The 15,696-nt window shown below is 70.7% G+C and carries 11 protein-coding genes; 5 read left to right on the top strand and 6 right to left on the bottom strand.

Annotated elements, in window-relative coordinates; translation table 11 throughout:
- The first annotated feature begins 234 nt into the window (after positions 1-234).
- The 3 genes from PLC66_RS13805 to PLC66_RS13795 all read left to right on the top strand — a co-directional run bounded on the left by PLC66_RS13805 (position 235) and on the right by PLC66_RS13795 (position 3,379).
- The gene (locus PLC66_RS13805) at positions 235-732 is read left to right on the top strand and encodes a PACE efflux transporter (protein ID WP_324541366.1); all 498 of its coding nucleotides are present in this window, start codon (positions 235-237) and stop codon (positions 730-732) included.
- On the top strand, positions 707-1,756 hold the full coding sequence (murB, locus tag PLC66_RS13800) for a UDP-N-acetylmuramate dehydrogenase (protein WP_503012210.1): 1,050 nt from the start codon (positions 707-709) through the stop codon (positions 1,754-1,756). The genes PLC66_RS13805 and murB overlap by 26 nt, the downstream gene beginning before the upstream one ends.
- Before the next feature lie 138 nt (positions 1,757-1,894).
- Positions 1,895-3,379, top strand: a complete 1,485-nt coding sequence (locus PLC66_RS13795) for an MFS transporter (protein ID WP_324541365.1) — start codon at positions 1,895-1,897, stop codon at positions 3,377-3,379.
- Here PLC66_RS13795 and PLC66_RS13790 read toward each other — a convergent pair.
- Positions 3,321-4,259: a sodium-dependent bicarbonate transport family permease gene (locus PLC66_RS13790; RefSeq protein WP_324541363.1), complete on the bottom strand. Its 939-nt coding sequence runs from the start codon at positions 4,257-4,259 to the stop codon at positions 3,321-3,323. The two genes, PLC66_RS13795 and PLC66_RS13790, sit on opposite strands and share 59 nt — an antisense overlap.
- Positions 4,260-4,369: 110 nt before the next feature.
- Here PLC66_RS13790 and PLC66_RS13785 point away from each other — a divergent pair, with 110 nt between their 5' ends.
- A complete protein-coding gene (locus tag PLC66_RS13785) occupies positions 4,370-5,299 on the top strand; it encodes a LysR family transcriptional regulator (RefSeq protein ID WP_324541361.1) in 930 nt (309 codons plus the stop codon).
- Here PLC66_RS13785 and PLC66_RS13780 read toward each other — a convergent pair.
- Entirely contained in the window at positions 5,202-8,663 is a 3,462-nt protein-coding gene (locus tag PLC66_RS13780; RefSeq protein ID WP_503012209.1) for a transglycosylase domain-containing protein, read from the bottom strand. The genes PLC66_RS13785 and PLC66_RS13780 overlap by 98 nt on opposite strands.
- Positions 8,664-8,772: 109 nt before the next feature.
- Entirely contained in the window at positions 8,773-9,840 is a 1,068-nt protein-coding gene (locus tag PLC66_RS13775) for an AraC family transcriptional regulator (RefSeq protein ID WP_324541359.1), read from the bottom strand.
- A gap of 186 nt (positions 9,841-10,026) precedes the next feature.
- Between PLC66_RS13775 and PLC66_RS13770 the strand changes: the two genes are divergently transcribed.
- Positions 10,027-10,878 carry a class I SAM-dependent methyltransferase gene (locus PLC66_RS13770; protein ID WP_324541358.1) on the top strand — a complete coding sequence of 284 codons (852 nt, stop codon included), beginning with the start codon at positions 10,027-10,029 and terminating at the stop codon, positions 10,876-10,878.
- 74 nt (positions 10,879-10,952) lie between these two features.
- On the opposite strand, the gene PLC66_RS13765 is transcribed toward PLC66_RS13770, so the two are convergent.
- From PLC66_RS13765 to PLC66_RS13755, 3 genes are all read right to left on the bottom strand, one after another.
- Positions 10,953-12,263, bottom strand: coding sequence for a tryptophan--tRNA ligase (locus PLC66_RS13765; RefSeq protein WP_324541356.1), 1,311 nt, complete (start codon positions 12,261-12,263; stop codon positions 10,953-10,955).
- A gap of 120 nt (positions 12,264-12,383) precedes the next feature.
- Complete coding sequence (locus PLC66_RS13760) at positions 12,384-12,788, bottom strand: hypothetical protein (protein ID WP_324541354.1); 405 nt, start codon at positions 12,786-12,788, stop codon at positions 12,384-12,386.
- A 39-nt stretch (positions 12,789-12,827) separates the two neighbouring features.
- Entirely contained in the window at positions 12,828-15,641 is a 2,814-nt protein-coding gene (locus tag PLC66_RS13755; protein ID WP_324541352.1) for a bifunctional diguanylate cyclase/phosphodiesterase, read from the bottom strand.
- Positions 15,642-15,696 lie beyond the last annotated feature (55 nt).

Genomic DNA, 15,696 nt, shown 5'->3' with positions numbered 1-15,696 from the left:
GGGATTCTAATCCAGCCCGCCCGTCAGTCCGCGACGCAGGGCCGATTGCGGCCACCCATGGGCGCAAGCCGCGGTGCTTGCCAATCGGCGTGGCGTCGGGTCTAATTACGGCCGTTAGCCTTCCGACGCGGGGACGACTCCGCCCGCTGCGCGCCCGCGCGGCGACGTCGGCGAACTGCGGGACGACCCGCTCGTCTGGTCCGGTGTCCGCTCGCCGGGCCGCAGGATTCGACCGTGTCAGCCAAACCCAAGCTTCGCTCCTTTCCGGATCGCCTGCGCCAGATCGCCCTGTTCGAGGTCGGTGGCCTGGTGCTCATCACCCCACCCTTCGCCTGGCTCAGCGGCGTGCCGCTCACCGAATCGATCGGCCTGCTCGCCCTGCTCGCGCTCATCGCGGCGATCTGGAACGGCAGCTACAACACCTGCTTCGACTGGTTCGAGGGCCGCCTCACCGGCCGCAGCGCCGACCGCCGCCCCTTCCGCCTGCGCTGCCTGCATGCGCTCGGCTTCGAGGGCGGGCTGCTGCTGCTGACCCTGCCGGTGATCATGTGGTGGACCGGGATGGGCTGGCTGGAGGCGCTGATCGCCGACATCGGGCTCGCCGTCACCTACACGGTCTATGCCCTGCTGTTCAACCTCGGCTACGACCGCCTCTTCCCCATCCAGCCGGCCGGTGCCCGCGACTGCGGGGCCGCGGAGCCGGTGCGTGCCGCCCTGCCCGCCGAGCGCTGACGTGGAGGCCGCGCTCGACCTGCGCGTCGCGGCGCTGACCGCCTTCAACACCTTCGGCCTGCCGGCGCACGCCGCGCGCCTGGTGCGCCTGCGCAGCCTCGAGCAGCTGCGTGCGCTGATGGCGGAAGACGGCTGGACACGAACGCCGCGCCTGGTGATTGGCGGCGGCAGCAACCTGGTGCTGCGCGGCGACGTCCCCGGCACCGTGATCAAGGTCGAGCTCGCTGGCCGCCGCCTGCTGCAAAGCACGGCCGATGCCTGGATCGTCGAGGCCGGCGCAGGCGAGGGCTGGCACGACTTCGTGCGCTGGACCCTGGAGCACGGCTGGCCGGGGCTGGAGAACCTGTCCCTGATCCCGGGCACGGTGGGCGCCGCACCGATCCAGAACATCGGCGCCTACGGCCTGGAACTCGCCGAGCGTTTCGCCGCGCTGGACGCGGTGGACCTCGCCACCGGCGCGGTGCGCGAGTTCGGGCCGGCGGACTGTGGCTTCGGCTACCGCGACAGCGTGTTCAAGCGCGAGGCCGGGCGCTGGCTGGTGACCGCGGTGCGCTTTCGCCTGCCCCGTCCCTGGCAGGCGGTCACCCGTTATGCGGACGTGGCGCAGGCCCTCGCCGCCGCCGGCATCGAAACTCCGAGCGCGCTCGACGTCTCCGATGCGGTGATCGCCATCCGTCGCCGCAAGCTGCCCGACCCCGCACAACTGGGCAATGCCGGCAGCTTCTTCAAGAATCCCGTGGTCGATCGCGAACGCTGTGCCGCCCTGCTCGCCGCGCACCCGGCGATGCCGCACTACCCCCAGGCCGACGGGCGCGAGAAGCTCGCCGCCGGCTGGCTGATCGAACAGGCGGGCTGGAAGGGGCGCGCGCTCGGCCCGGTGGGCTGCTACGCCAAGCAGGCTCTGGTGCTGGTCAATCTCGGCGGCGCGCGCGGCGCCGACGTCGAACGCATCGCGCAGGCCATCGCCGCCGACGTCGAGCAACGTTTCGCGGTGCAGCTCGAGCCCGAGCCCGTCTTCGTCTGAAGCCCCCTGGCGGCGGCCCGCGCCACGGGCGCACCGGGCAGGCCCCGCAAGGGGCTGGTACACTGCCGCGACCACAAGTAAACCGCCCGTCACGGCGACTGCGTCGACCCGACGCGGACAGCCGCAGCGGCCCTGCCCATGCTCCCCACCCTCCTCCCCATCGGCGCCCTGCTCTGCGGCATCGCCCTGTTGCTGCTCGGCTCCGGTCTGGTCAACACGGTCATCCCGCTGCGCGGCAGCCTGGAAGGCTTCTCGACCAACACCCTCGGCCTGATCGGCTCGACCTACTTCCTCGGCTTCTTCCTCGGCACCTTCGTCGCCCCGCAGCTGATCCGGCGCATGGGCCACATCCGCGCCTTCGCCTTCTTCGGCGCCACGGTGGCAAGCTGCATCCTGCTCCATGCCCTCATCGTCGATGCCTGGGTGTGGATGGCGCTGCGCGTGCTCACCGGCATGGGCCTGGTGGGCTTCTATGCCGTCATCGAGAGCTGGCTCAACGACCAGACCGCCCCCGAGCGCCGCGGCCAGGTCTTCGCCATCTACATGGTGGTCAACCTTGCCGCGCTGGCAGCCGCCCAACAGATGCTGCGCCTGGACACCCCGGCCGCCTTCACCCTGTTCGCGGTGGCGGCGATCTTCGTCTGCCTGTCCTTGCTGCCGGTGACCATGACGCGCTTTCCGCAGCCGCAGATCGGCGCCCGGCGGCGGCTGAACCTGCGCATGATCTGGCGCGCGGCGCCCGCGGCCTACGTCGGTGCGCTGTCATCCGGGCTGTCGATGGGGGCGTTCTGGAGCCTCACCCCGGTCTACGGCGAACGCATCGGCCTCGATGCGGCCGGCGTCGGCCTGCTGATGACCACCGCGATCGTGGGCGGCGCGCTGCTGCAATGGCCGATGGGACGCTTCTCGGACGCCGGCGACCGTCGCCTGGCGCTCGCCGTGGCGGCCATCGGCGCCACCGTGGCCGGAGTGGCAGTGGCCCTGCTCGGCCACATCGACTACGTGCCACTGGCCGGGCTGTTCCTGTTCGGCGGTGCGGCCTTCGCCGTCTATCCGATCGTGGTCGCGCACCTGGTCGACCACCTGCACCAGGACGAGATTCTCGCCGGCAACACCGGCGTGCTCTTTCTTCACGGTGTCGGCGCGGCCGCCGGCCCAGCCATCGCCGGTGCGCTGATGGGCGTGTTCGGAGCCATCGCCCTGCCGCTGCACCTGGGCCTGGCCTTCGTCCCGCTGGCGATCTTTGCCTTCGTGCAGTACCGCCGCACCCAGGACGAGATCGTCGATGAGCCTGCCCAGTTCACCGCGATGATGCGCACCTCCTCCACCGTGCTCGAGATGATGGCTCCCGAGGAGCCCGGCGCCGTCGCGGCGCACCCCGCCGAAGAGCCGGCGGCCGAGGCGGACGCCCCGCCGCCGCGCGAATCCGCCCCGCCGCCGCGCGAATCCGCCCTGCCGCCGCCCGAACCCGCTCCGCCGCGCCCGCCGCAGCCGGCGCCCCCACCGTCCCCGCCCTCCGCGATCGACCTCGGTGCCGAGCAGGAACTCAGCCCCGCGCCGCCGCTCACGCAGCCATCTTCTGCGCCCACCACAGGTACAGCGGAATCCCGACCAGCAGGTTGAAGGGGAAGGTGACCGCCAGCGCCGCCGCCACGCCCAGGGCCGGGTTGGCTTCGGGCACCGCGATGCGCATTGCGGTCGGCGCGGCGATGTAGGAGGCGCTGCCGGCGAGCGTCATCATCAGCACCGTGCCGCCCACGCCCAGCCCCATCAGTTGCGCCACCGCCCAGCCCCCCAGGGCCAGCACCGGCGGCAGTGCCAGGCCGCAGCCGACCAGGAAGAGGCCGGCCTTCTTCAGGTCGGGCAGGCGGTCGGCGGCGATCAGGCCCATCTCGAGCAGGAACAGGCACAGCGCGCCCTTGAACAGATCGACGAACAGCGGCGACATCGGCTCCAGCCCCTGCGGACCCGCCATCCAGCCGATCAGGATGCCGCCGCCGAGCAGCACCACGCTCTTGTTGGCGAACACCTCATGCACCAGCGCGCTGGTGGTGGAGCGCCCGTCCGCGCCCGGCTGACCGAGGCGGGCCATCAGCGTGGCGACGATCAGCGCCGGCGCCTCCATCAGCGCGGCGAGCAGGGCCAGATGGCCTTCGACCTCGATGCCACGGGCGCCGAGGATGGAGGCGCCGACGGCGAAGGTGACGATGCTGACCGAGCCGTAGTGCGCCGCCAGCGAGGCCGAGTCCGCGCGGCCGAAGCGCAGGCGAAAGAGCGGGAAGACGAACAGCGGGATCACCGCGCCAAGGCCGATCGCGAGCAGCGCATCGAGCCACAGCGTGGCGCTCTCCGAGCGCGCGATCTCCATGCCGCCCTTGAGGCCGATGGCCAGCAGCAGGTAGATGGACAGGGTCTCGAACACCGCCGAGGGCAGGCGCAGCCCGCTGCGCACCAGCGAGGCGACGGCGCCGAGGGCGAAGAAGAAGGGAACGGCATCGACCATTTGTTGTTTTCCGGTGAGTGGAGAGGCGAGCCGATTTTGCCGCAGCGCACACATGGATAAAAATCATATCTTTTTAGTTTTTTCATAGACTTTAATCTATGGTTTAACCCATGCGCCTCACCCTTCACCAGCTCCGCCTGCTGCTCGCCGTGTCGCGCGAGGGCGGCGTGACGCGCGCCGCCCAGCGCCTGCACCTGACCCAGCCCACGCTCTCGGCGCAGTTGCGCCAGTTGTCCGAGCAGGTCGGGCTGGCGCTGTTCGAGCGTGTCGGCCGCCGCCTGCACCTGACCGCGGCCGGCGAGGCGGTCGTCGCCAGCGCGCAAAGGGTCGAGCACGAACTCGAGGCCCTGGACGAGACCCTCGCCGGTCTGCGCGGCGACCTCGCCGGTCGCCTGCGGCTGGCGGTGGTGAGCACCGCCGAGACCTTCATCCCCCGCCTGCTGGGCGACTTCCGGCGCGAGCGGCCGGCGGTCGAGGTGTCACTGGTGGTGCTCAACCGCGACGCCGTGATCCGCCGCCTGGCCGACAACCTGGACGATCTCTACATCATGAGCCGGCCGCCGGAAGCCCCCGTGGTCGTCGCCACGCCCTTCCTCAACAACCCGCTGGTGGTGATCGCGCCGGCCGACCACGCCCTCGCCGGGCGCAGCGCGCTGCCGGTGGCGGCGCTGGCCGAGGAGGAGTTCGTGCTGCGCGAACCCGGCTCGGGCACGCGCCAGGCCACCGAGCACTTCTTTGCCGAACACGGACTGACGCTGCGGCCGCGGCTTGAGCTGGGCAGCAACGAGGCGGTCAGGCAGGCGGTGGCCGGTGGCCTGGGCTTGTCGGTGCTGTCGGCGCACGCGCTGGCGCATGCCGCCGACGAGGGCATCGCCGTGCTATCGGTGGTCGATACGCCGGTGTACTCGCAATGGCAGGTGGTCTACCCCGGCGGCAAGCGCCTCAGCCCCCTTGCGGCGGCCTTCCTGGGCTTCCTGCAGACACGGGCGCCGGAACTGAACCGAACGGCGCAGGCGCGTCTGTCGGCGGCACGGCGCTGACGCCCGGGCCCTCGATGCGGCCGACGCGCAGGCGCGCGGAGGCGGGCTCGGCAGCCGTCGGCTCGCCCGCCGGCGGCTTGCGCTGGGCCTCGCCCGCCGGCGGCGCGACCAGCGGCGGGTCCGGTTCGGGCGCCTCGGGCTCGTCGATCTCCACCGGCGGCGGGGTCTCGTCGCCTGCAGCGCCTGCTTCCTCATCCGGGCGACCCGCCTCGCCGCCCGCCAGGCCGCCCGCGGCCGCTTCGTCATCGGGCAGCCGGTCCGCCTCGGCCGGCGCGGGTTCGAGCGCCGGCGCCGCCGGCAGCGGCAGGTCGTCGAAGGGCCGGCAGGCCAGCGCCGAGTCGGCCTCCAGATGCGGCAGCAGCACCGGCCCCATCGACTTCAGGATCTGCACCGGCAGGGCCGAGGTGAAGCGGTAGGCCGCGGCATTGGGGCCGATGACATAGGCGGTGAGCGAGCCGAAGTGGCGCGGGCCGAGGTAGAAGACGAAGGTCGCGGTGCGGTTGAGCGCCAGCCCGGCACGGCCGCCGATGACGATGCGGTTGTCGCCGGTGCCGGTCTTGCCGCCGACGGTGAGCTCGGTGCCGTCGGCGAGGCGGAAGCTGTCGGCCAGCCGGCGCGCGGTGCCGCTCTCGACCACGTCGGACAGCGCGCCGCGCAGGGCGGCGGCGACCTCGGGCGGCATCACCTGCTCGCCCGCCGAGGGGCGTACCGCGAACGCGGTCTCGTAGGGCGTGTCGGTGGCGAAGCGCACGCGGTCGATGCGCCGGGTGGGCAGGCGCACGCCGTCGTTGACGATGATGCCCATCAGCTCGGCGAGCGCCGCCGGCCGGTCGCCCGAGCTGCCGAGCGCGGTCGCCAGCGAAGGCACCAGATGGCTGAAGGGGTAGCCCAGCCGCGCCCAGCGGCGGTGGATGTCGAGGAAGGCCTCGACCTCCAGCATGGTGAAGATGCGCACGTCCTGGGCGCTGCGCGAGCGCGTGCGGAACAGCCAGCGATACACCTCCTGGCGCTGCTCGGCGCTGGTGGCGACGGCGTCAGCGAAGCTGCCCTCGGGGTTCTGCAGGCGGTAGGCGACCAGCCACAGCTCGAGCGGATGCACGCGCGCGACATAGCCGCGGTCGGGCAGATCCCAGGCCTCGGGACCATGGCGCTCATAGAGCTGCGCGATGCGGCTCTCGGACAGGCGGGCGTCGCCGAGGCGGCGGCCGAGGAAGGTCGCGAGCGCATCCGGCGGCGCCTCCGGCTCGAGGTAGCGGAACACCGCGGCCAGGCGCTCGGCGCTCGGGCGCAGGCCGTCGAGCAGCATCGAGCGAATCTCCTCGGGCGCGCGTCCCTGGTACTTGCGCCAGAAGCGGCGCAGGAAGGTCTGGCCCTCGCGGTCGGCGAAGCGGGCAAGGTATTCGACGCGGCGCGGGTCCTCGTTGTCCTCGAGCAGGCGCGCGGTGCTGCCCGGCACCTGGTACATGGTGTGGCGCACGATCTCGCGCATCAGGCGCACGAAGGGCAGGTTGATCGAGGCCTGCAAGGCCTCGCGCAGCGTGGGCTCGCGCAGGTTGTCGCTGCTGTTGAAGTTGCCGAAGGTGTGGCGCCCGCCGCCGGTGAAGAAGCCCTCGCCCGGATTGGCCGAGAAGCGACGCTCGAGCGCGGCCTCGAGCATCGCCGGCAGGCTGCGGTCGGTGGCGGTGGCGAGATGGTCGATCGCCCAGCGCGTGAGGTTGTCCTGGCGGTCGACCTCGACGCGGCGCAGCGCCGGCACGTCCAGCGCTGCCAGACGGCCGTGCAGCTCGGCGACGATCTCCAGGTAGGTGGTGAGCACGCGCAGCTTGGCGGTGGAGCCGAGCTCGAGCTTGCTGCCCTCGTTGATGTCGAGCGGCTGGTCGGTGGTGTCGGTCTGCACGCGCACGCGGTTGCCGCCGGGCGTGCGTTCGACCAGGGTGAAGCTGTAGCGCACGGCGCCGAGCGTGGCGGGGTTGAGCATGCGGTCGGCGACCAGGCCCTGGCTGCGCGCGAAAGCGGGATCGGCAAGACGCCCGAGGTAGTCGCTCACCGCCTGCTGCAGGCCGGCGTGCAGCGTGGTGTCGACCTCGGCATCGAGCCGGTCCAGGCTGTACAGCGAAGTGCCGAGCATGCCGGCCAGGCGCGCGCGCACCGCGGTCGTGCCCTTGCCCGGATTGGCCGGACGCAGTGGCGGGTTGGCCTTCAGGTCGCGGTACACCAGCGGCTGCGCCAGCGCAGCGTCGCGCAGCGCCGGGCTGATGATGCCGCTCTCGGCGAGCAGGCGCAGATAGGCATCGGTGGTGCGGGTGAGCACTTCACGGCCGCGCGCCAGGTACCAGGACGGGCGGCGGTGGGCGATCATCAACGCCACCACCTGGCGCAGCGCCATACCCTGGGCCTGCAGCGTGTCGCGGTCGTCAAGGGCCTCGGGCGCGGACAGCAGCGCATTGACCCGCTCGAAATCGCTCGCGAACCACACCCACAGCCCGTCGCCGACACCATTGACCTCGCCGTGGCCGGGCGCGGCCGACAGCGGCACCGTATTCAGGTAGTCGAGCACCAGCTGGCGGCGCACCGGCAGGGTCTCCTCACCGTCGCGATAGGCGCGCACGCTGGCCGAAACCATCTGGCGCAGCTTCTCGCGCGCATCGTGGGTGATGCCGTCGGGCGAGTGGCGGTACTTCTCGATCTGGGTCGCCAGCGTGCTGCCGCCGGGGGCGTCGAGGTCTTCATTGACCATGCGGCCGAGCTGGCCGAGGGCGGCACGGGCAAAGCGCACCCAGTCCACCGCCGGATTCAGCAGCGGGCGCGATTCGTCCAGCAGGCCACGGTTCTCGATGAACAGCAACGCCTCGGCCACCACCGGCGGCACCGACTCGAAGTCGGCATAGCCGCGGTAGGGGTAGCGGAAGTCGTACAGCGTGTCGCTGCGGCAATCGAGCACATCCAGGCCGGCACGCGCCTTCTCGCGATAGGGCGGAAACAGGCCATGACCGACGTAATCGAGCAGGGCATCGTTGAAGCGGGTCTGCATCGTCAGCTCGAAGCCGCGCGCGCCGAGGCGCTCGATGAAGCGCGGCAGTTCGGTGTAGCCCAGGCGCTGATCGAAGGGGCCGTGGGTGGGGTACACGACGGCCGCGCTCGGCCCGGCGACCCGTTCGAAATCGAGCCGGGCGGCATAGCGCGCGATCTCGCGCGCCTGCAGCCGGGAGCTCTTGAGTTCATGCGAGATCAGCAATCCGCCGGCGACGAGCGCCACCAGCAACAGGACCAGGGTGAGGGCCGCGAGCAGGCGCCAGAAGCGGAACGGGCGGCGCGCAGGCGGCTGCGGGGGCCCCGGCTCGGGATGCGGAAGGTCGGTCGTCACGGACGGGCGGGGCGAAATCTCATGACGCTGATTATCCGCATTCTGGCGCGCAAAAATGACATTGTTGCAAGGGCGACACACCCACCCGCGGGCGCCCGCGCCCGTCCGACTAGGGGGTGATCGAGCCGCGCGCGGCGGAGGCGGCCAGCTCGGCGATCGCGGTCCCGCTGGGCGCCACCGCCGCCGAGATCTGCCGCCGCCAGGCGGCCGGCGGCATGCCGACCAGGCGCTTGAAGCTGCGCGAGAACGCCGCCTCGGACTCGTAGCCGACCTCCAGCGCCACCGCCGCCACCGTCAGGCGGGTCTCGCGCAGCAGGCGCGAGCCGAGCTGAATGCGCCAGCTCGCCAGGTAGTGCATCGGCGGCTGGCCGAGAAACTGCACGAAGCGCTCGTGCAGCGCCGAGCGCGACAGCCCGACCTGGCGCCCGAGCTCGTCGATCGTCCATCCACGGGCAGGGTCGGCATGCAGCAGCGCCAGCGCACGACCGACCTGGCGGTCGCGCAGTCCGGCCAGCCAGCCTCTGGCCTCGGCAGGGAGATCGTCGAGGTAGCGGCGCACGGTATCGACGAACATCATCTCCGCCAGGCGCTCGAGCACCGCATCGGCGCCAGCGCGGCGCTCGGCGGATTCGCACGCGGCCTGGTCGATGACGTGTGCCATCCAGCCCCCGGCGCGCGCCGCCGGCAGGTGCAGCAGGCGCGGCAAGGCGCTCACCAGCGGGTTGAAGGGGCGCAGATCGCAGCCGAGAAAGCCGCACACGAGCAGCGCATCGGCGTCCTCGCCGGGCTCGGCCGGCCCCGGCGCGGCGACCCCGTCGCGGTAAGTGAACGGGATCGGGCGTGGCGCGTTGCGGTTGGCGAACATCCATTCCGGCTCCAGGCGATCCCCCGCCAGGCCCGGTGCACTCGACATCACATGGGCATCGCCATGCGGCAGCACGACGATGTCGCCGGTCGCCAGGCGCAGCGGCACCTCGCCGCTGATCGCGGCCCAGCCGCTGCCGCGGGCCAGCATGTGGAAGGCCATGACATGCTCCGCACCAGGCATCACCGCAGCCGCAATCTCGCCGGCCGGCGGGGCCTCGGTTGCCCAGTTGCGCCAGCAGCTCACATAGAAGAAGACCGCCGCACGCAAGCGCACGGTGCCGAGCAGATCGGAAAGCGTATCGCGGCCCATGAGCCGGGACCTCCGCAAATCGCGGCAGTGCCTGGCGGCGCAATGGCGGACGCACGAGCAAGGCTGCCGGATTTCCAGTGAAGCACCGAATCCGCGCCGGCGAAAGAATGACGACGTCGGATGCAGTCAGCGCCGGCACGGGCCCGCAGAGGCCCATCCCCCAACCCCGGAGCAAGGAAACCCATCATGAACGCCCCTACCGAACTGCGCGCGGCCACCGCCGCCACCGCTGCCACCCCGGATCTCGCCGCCATCAAGCAACGCCAGCAGGCCACCTGGGCCAGCGGCGACTACGCGGTCATCGGCACCACCCTGCAGATCGTCGGCGAGAACCTCGCCGAAGCGGCAGACGTGCGCGCAGGCGAACGCGTGCTCGACGTCGCCGCCGGCAACGGCAACGCGACCCTCGCCGCGGCGCGCCGTTTTGCCGCCGTCACCTCGACCGACTACGTCGGCGCCCTGCTCGACAAGGCCGCTGGCCGCGCACGCGCCGAAGGCCTGGCGGTGCAGTTCCAGGTCGCCGACGTCGAGGCGCTGCCCTTCGCCGACGGCCAGTTCGACGCCGTGCTGTCGACCTTCGGTGCGATGTTCGCGCCCGATCACCGGCGCACCGCCAGCGAATTGCTGCGGGTCGTGCGCCCGGGTGGGCGCATCGGCCTCGCTGCATGGACCCCGGAGGGCTTCATCGGCCGCCTGTTCCGCACCCTCTCTGGCCATGTGCCGCCGCCGGCGGGGCTGACCTCGCCGGTGAAATGGGGTGACGAGCCCTACCTGGTGGAGCTCTTCGGCGCTCATGCCCGCGACATCCAGTGCAGTCGCCGCACCTTCAACTTCCGTTACCGCTCGGCCGCGCACTGGATCGACGTCTTCCGCAACTACTACGGCCCCACGCACAAGGCCTTCGCCGCGCTCGACGAAGCCGGCCAGGCCCGCCTGCAGGCCGACCTGCTGGCCTTGCTCGATTCGCTCAACATCGCTGGTGCGGGCTCGCTGGTGGTGCCCGGCGAATACCTGGAGGCGGTCATCACCCGCCATTGAGGGCAGCCCGCGACAAGGCTCTCGGCGCTGCCCCTGCGCCGCGGCCGCTCATCGGCCTCGCGGCGCTCGCCCCATCACGCGGCGAGCGCCGCGAGGGCCGCCCGCACCTCGATCGCGACCACGTCGGCGGCCAGTTCCGCGACGCGTTCGCCGGCCACGAACACGCCATTGCCGGCCACCTCGAACTCGCCGCCCTGCTTCAGGAAGGCGACCAGCGCACCCGCCTCACGCGGCGTGGCGAAGCCCGCGCTCACCAGCAGCGCATGCCCCTCGGCGTGGACGAGCTTGAAGTGGAAACGGCCGTCGGCCTCGCGATACTGCTTGAACTGCGGCTGGGCCGCGGCCCTGGGCTTGTCCGCCCTCGCCGGCCGGGCGACGTCGGTGAGCCTGCGCAGGCCCACCGCGTGGCGCAGCTCGCTCATGAAGGGGGTGGCGATCGCGCGCGCCTTGGCCGCGCCTTCGAGCAGGTGCTTCTCAATCTGCGCCGGCTCGGCGATCAGGGCCTCGTAGCGCTCGCGCATCGGTGCGACGGCGCGCTCGATGTGCTCGAACAAGGCCTGCTTGGCCTCGCCCCAGGCGATGCCCTCCTCGAAGGCGGTGCGCATCGCGCGCGCCTCCTCGGCGCTGGAGAAGGCCTGGAAGAGCTCGAACAGCGCCGAGCCGTCGGCATCCTTGGGCTCGCCTGGCGCCTTCGAGTCGGTGACGATGGAAAACACCAGCTTCTTCAGCTCGGCGCTGGGGGCGAACAGCGGGATGGTGTTGTCGTAGCTCTTGCTCATCTTGCGCCCGTCCAGCCCCGGCAGGGTCGCCACCGAGGCGTCGATCGCGGCCTCGGGCAGGACGAAGTGCTCGCCGTGGAGGTGGTTGAAGCTGCCGGCGATGTCGCGTGCCATCTCGATGTGCTGGATCTGGTCGCGCCCGACCGGCACCGAATGCGCCTTGAACATCAGGATATCGGCCGCCATCAGCACCGGATACATGTACAGGCCCATGTTGACGCCGGCATCGGCATCGACGCCGTCGGCGGTGTTCTTGTCCACCGCCGCCTTGTAGGCGTGGGCGCGGTTGAGCAGCCCCTTGCCGGCGATGCAGGTGAGCAGCCAGGTGAGCTCGGGGATCTCGGGGATGTCGGACTGGCGGTAGAACCACACGCGATCGGTGTCCAGCCCGGCGGCAAGCCAGGTGGCGGCGATTTCCAGCGTCGAGCGCTGCACGCGCAGCGGATCGGTGGTCTTGATCAGCGCATGGTAGTCGGCCAGGAAGTAGAAGCTCTCCACGCCCGGATGGCGGCTGGCGGCCACCGCCGGGCGGATCGCGCCAGCGTAGTTGCCGAGGTGGGGGGTGCCCGAGGTGGTGATCCCGGTGAGGACGCGCTGCACAGTCATGACTCGCTCCGGCTGAAACTGGACAAAGAGCGCGAGTTTAACGGCTCGGCGCCGCTTGCATAGGGCGGGGGGGTGGAGTGACGCATCTGCGGGCGCCGCGGCCGCCCGTGCCCGCCCCGTTCACTCTCGCCAGCGCAGCGACAGACTCGCACCGCCGCCCGGCACCAGCTCGACCCAGTGTTCCTGACGCACGCCTTCGTAGGTGGCGGTGATGCGGTAGTTGCCCGCCTCGGACACATCGATCTGAGCAATTGGGCCGCAGGAGACTTCAACGCTTTGGTTGCCCAGCGGATTGTCGACGCGGGTCTGCACATCGGTCAGATAGGCGCCGTCCTCGCTGGAAAACAGCAGGGTCAGCGCATGCATCGCCACTTCGGCGCGCATGCGCTGCGAGGCTTCGAGACCGATGCCGCCACAACGCAGGCTCAGGCTGCCGCCCCGCAGCTGCTCGACCTGCGCAGACACCGGCGCGGCCGCGACGACCAACAGCAGGCAGGCCCCTGCGATGCCCCGATTCAACCTCATTCTTGCTTGCCTCGTGGTAAGTGAACACCGTTTGCGGCTTCAGGCGCGATCTTCGCGCACTCCGGCGCTTCCTGCCAGCCACTGCGGCTGCCATTGCGCCAGGGGCAGGGGCTTGCCGAACAGATAGCCCTGAAAGCGCCGGCAGCCGTGGGCGTGCAGGAAGGCGCGCTGCTCGGCCGTCTCGACGCCCTCGGCGATCACCTCCAGGCCGAGCGAACGGCTCATGCCGAGGATGGCGAGCACGATGGTCTCGCTGCCGGCATCGCTGAGCATATCGCGCACGAAGGATTGGTCGATCTTGAGCTGGTCGAGCGGCAGGCGGCGCAGGTAGGACAGCGAGGAATAGCCGGTGCCGAAGTCGTCCAGCGCGAAGCGCACGCCCAGCGCGCGCAGCTGCGCCATGCGGTAGATGGTCTCGTCGATGTCGCCGAGGATGACGCTCTCGGTCAGTTCGAGCTTGAGCCCGGCCGGATCGAGCGCGTGACGCTCCACGCAGCCCAGCACCTGGGCGACGAAATCGGGTTGAAGGAACTGGCGCGCGCTGACATTGACCGCCACGCTCAGGCCGCGGGTGGCCGGCTCGGCCTGCCAGGCCGCCAGCTGACGCGAAGCCGTGTCGAGCACCCAGTTGCCCAGCGGCACGATGAGGCCGGTGTCCTCCGCCACCGGGATGAACTGCGCCGGCGACACCATGCCGCCCTCGGCCAGCGGCCAGCGCACCAGGGCTTCGGCCCCGACCACCTCACCCTGCTCATCGACCTGAGGCTGGAAATGAAGCTGGAGCGCCTCTGCCGCCAGCGCATCGCGCAAGCCGGCCTCCATCGCCGCATGGGCCTGGACCTGGGCCTGCATCTGCGGACTGAAGAAGCGGATCGTGTCGCGCCCTTCTTCCTTCGCCATGTAGAGCGCGACCTCGACCTGCTTGAGGAGGTTCTCCAGCGACCATTGGCGGCCCTGGAACAGGGTGATGCCGATGCTGAAGGTCATGTAGTGCGGGCGGCCGCTGTCGTCCAGATCTTCGTAGGGGGTCGACAGCGCAGCATGGATCTGGCGCGCGACCGCTTCGGCACGCACCAGCGCCTCGGCCTGGTTGCTGCCGAGACGCTCGACGATGACGGCGAAATCGTCGTCGCCCTGGCGGGCGAGCGTGTCCTCTTCGCGCAGCTGATGGCGCAGACGGCGGGCGACGGCCCGCAGCAGGCGATCCCCCGCGCCATGTCCCTGGGTGTCGTTGAGCTGCTTGAAGCGGTCGACGTCGAGCAGCAGCAACATGGCGCACTCACCGGTCTCGGCGCTCGACAGCAATGCCTGCTGCAGACGATCGCGCAACAGGGCGCGGTTGGGCAGCTCGGTCAGGGGGTCGTAGTAGGCGAGCCGATGCAGCATTGCTTCCGACTCGCGGCGCAGCGTGATGTCTTCCTTGACCGCCACATAGTGGGTGACGCGCCCGTCCGCACCCTTGATCGGCGCGATGGTTGCAGATTCCGTGTAGTGGCTGCCGTCCCTGCGCGTGTTGGTGAATTCGCCCCGCCACACCTCGCCGCGTGCGAGCGTCGCCCACAGCTGCTCGTAGGTCGCGCGCGGCGTGCGGCCAGTGTTGAGGATGTGCGGATTGCCGCCGATGAGCTCCTCGCGCGCATAGCCGGTGTTGCGCACGAAGGCGTCGTTGACATACTCGATGCGCCCGTCGGTGTCGGTGATGACGACGCTCTCCGGGCTTTGCTCGATCGCCATCGACAGCCGACTCAGCTCCTCGTCGCGGCGGATGAGCTCGGCATTGCGCCGCTCGAGATCGGCGGCCATGCGATCGACGCCCTCCTCCACCGCGCGCAGCTCGCGCACCGAGGTCGGCCTGCCCACCCGCGCCCCCGGCTCGCCACGGGCGATGCGCGCCAGCACCCCCTGCATCCCGAGCGCCCAGCGCTCGATGAAACTGCGGATGCAATAATGGGCCACCACCGCCGAAAACAGGCAGACCGACACCAGAACGAGGACGTGCGCCCAGAAAGCGCGATCGATTTCGGCCAGCGTCCTCCACAGCGGCGCGCCGATCGCCACCAGCAGCTCCTCACTCGCCAGGCTGACCGCCCTCACGCCGTACAGGCGGCCGCGCCCATCCAGATCCTTCGCCTCGGCGACCGGCCTGGGCAGTGCCAGGATGCGGCGGAAAGCCTCCATCTGCGACGCGGCCAGGGGCTGCCCCGCACCGTTGCCGACGGCCGGATGGCGCGCCAGCACCTGTGCGGAGGTGCTCAGCAGCGTCGCCTCCCAACCTTCGGGCAGGCGGTAACTGGCGGCAAGGCGGTCGAACCAATCGAGCGACAGCGCGGCAAACAGCACCGCGCGCAGTTCGCCATGCTCATCGCGCAAGGGATAGCCGAAGGTGATCGAGGCCTTGCCACTGAGACGGCCGACGAGGTAGTTGCCCGCCGTGACCCCGGTACCGCCCAGAGCCGCCTTGAACCATTCGCGGTCGGCGACACTGATACCGGCTCGCCCGGGTAAGCCGCTGCAGAAAAGCCGACCATCAGGCAGGACGGCGCCAAGATTGTGGAAATCGGTGAAGGTGGACAACAGGCGCTGAACAAGGCCATCGCAGTCGTCCGAGTCCAGGCTGCGCAGGTTGTCGGACCTCGCCATTACGCTGAGCACGTTGGCGACGCTGTGCAGCGTTCGGTCTTCCTCCTGCTGGGCCGCCACCAGCATCCGCACACTGTCATGCTCTGCGTCGCTGATCGCCTGGCTGCGTTGGCCAAGGTAATCGAGAACGGTCAAGGCGAGCACCGGCAGGACCGCAATCACGATCACGGCCCACAGCCTGAAGCTGAGCGAGGTCGAAGCAGTTGCGGCCATCGGGAGAAGCGCGGACGCGGTCGATTGGGAGGCCAAAGAGGCTGCCAGCATAATC

It is taken from the genome of Thauera sp. (assembly GCF_035444905.1).
Lineage (GTDB): Bacteria > Pseudomonadota > Gammaproteobacteria > Burkholderiales > Rhodocyclaceae > Thauera.
The sequence above is the reverse complement of the archived record's forward strand: the minus strand, read 5'-3'. Positions and strand labels throughout refer to the sequence as shown.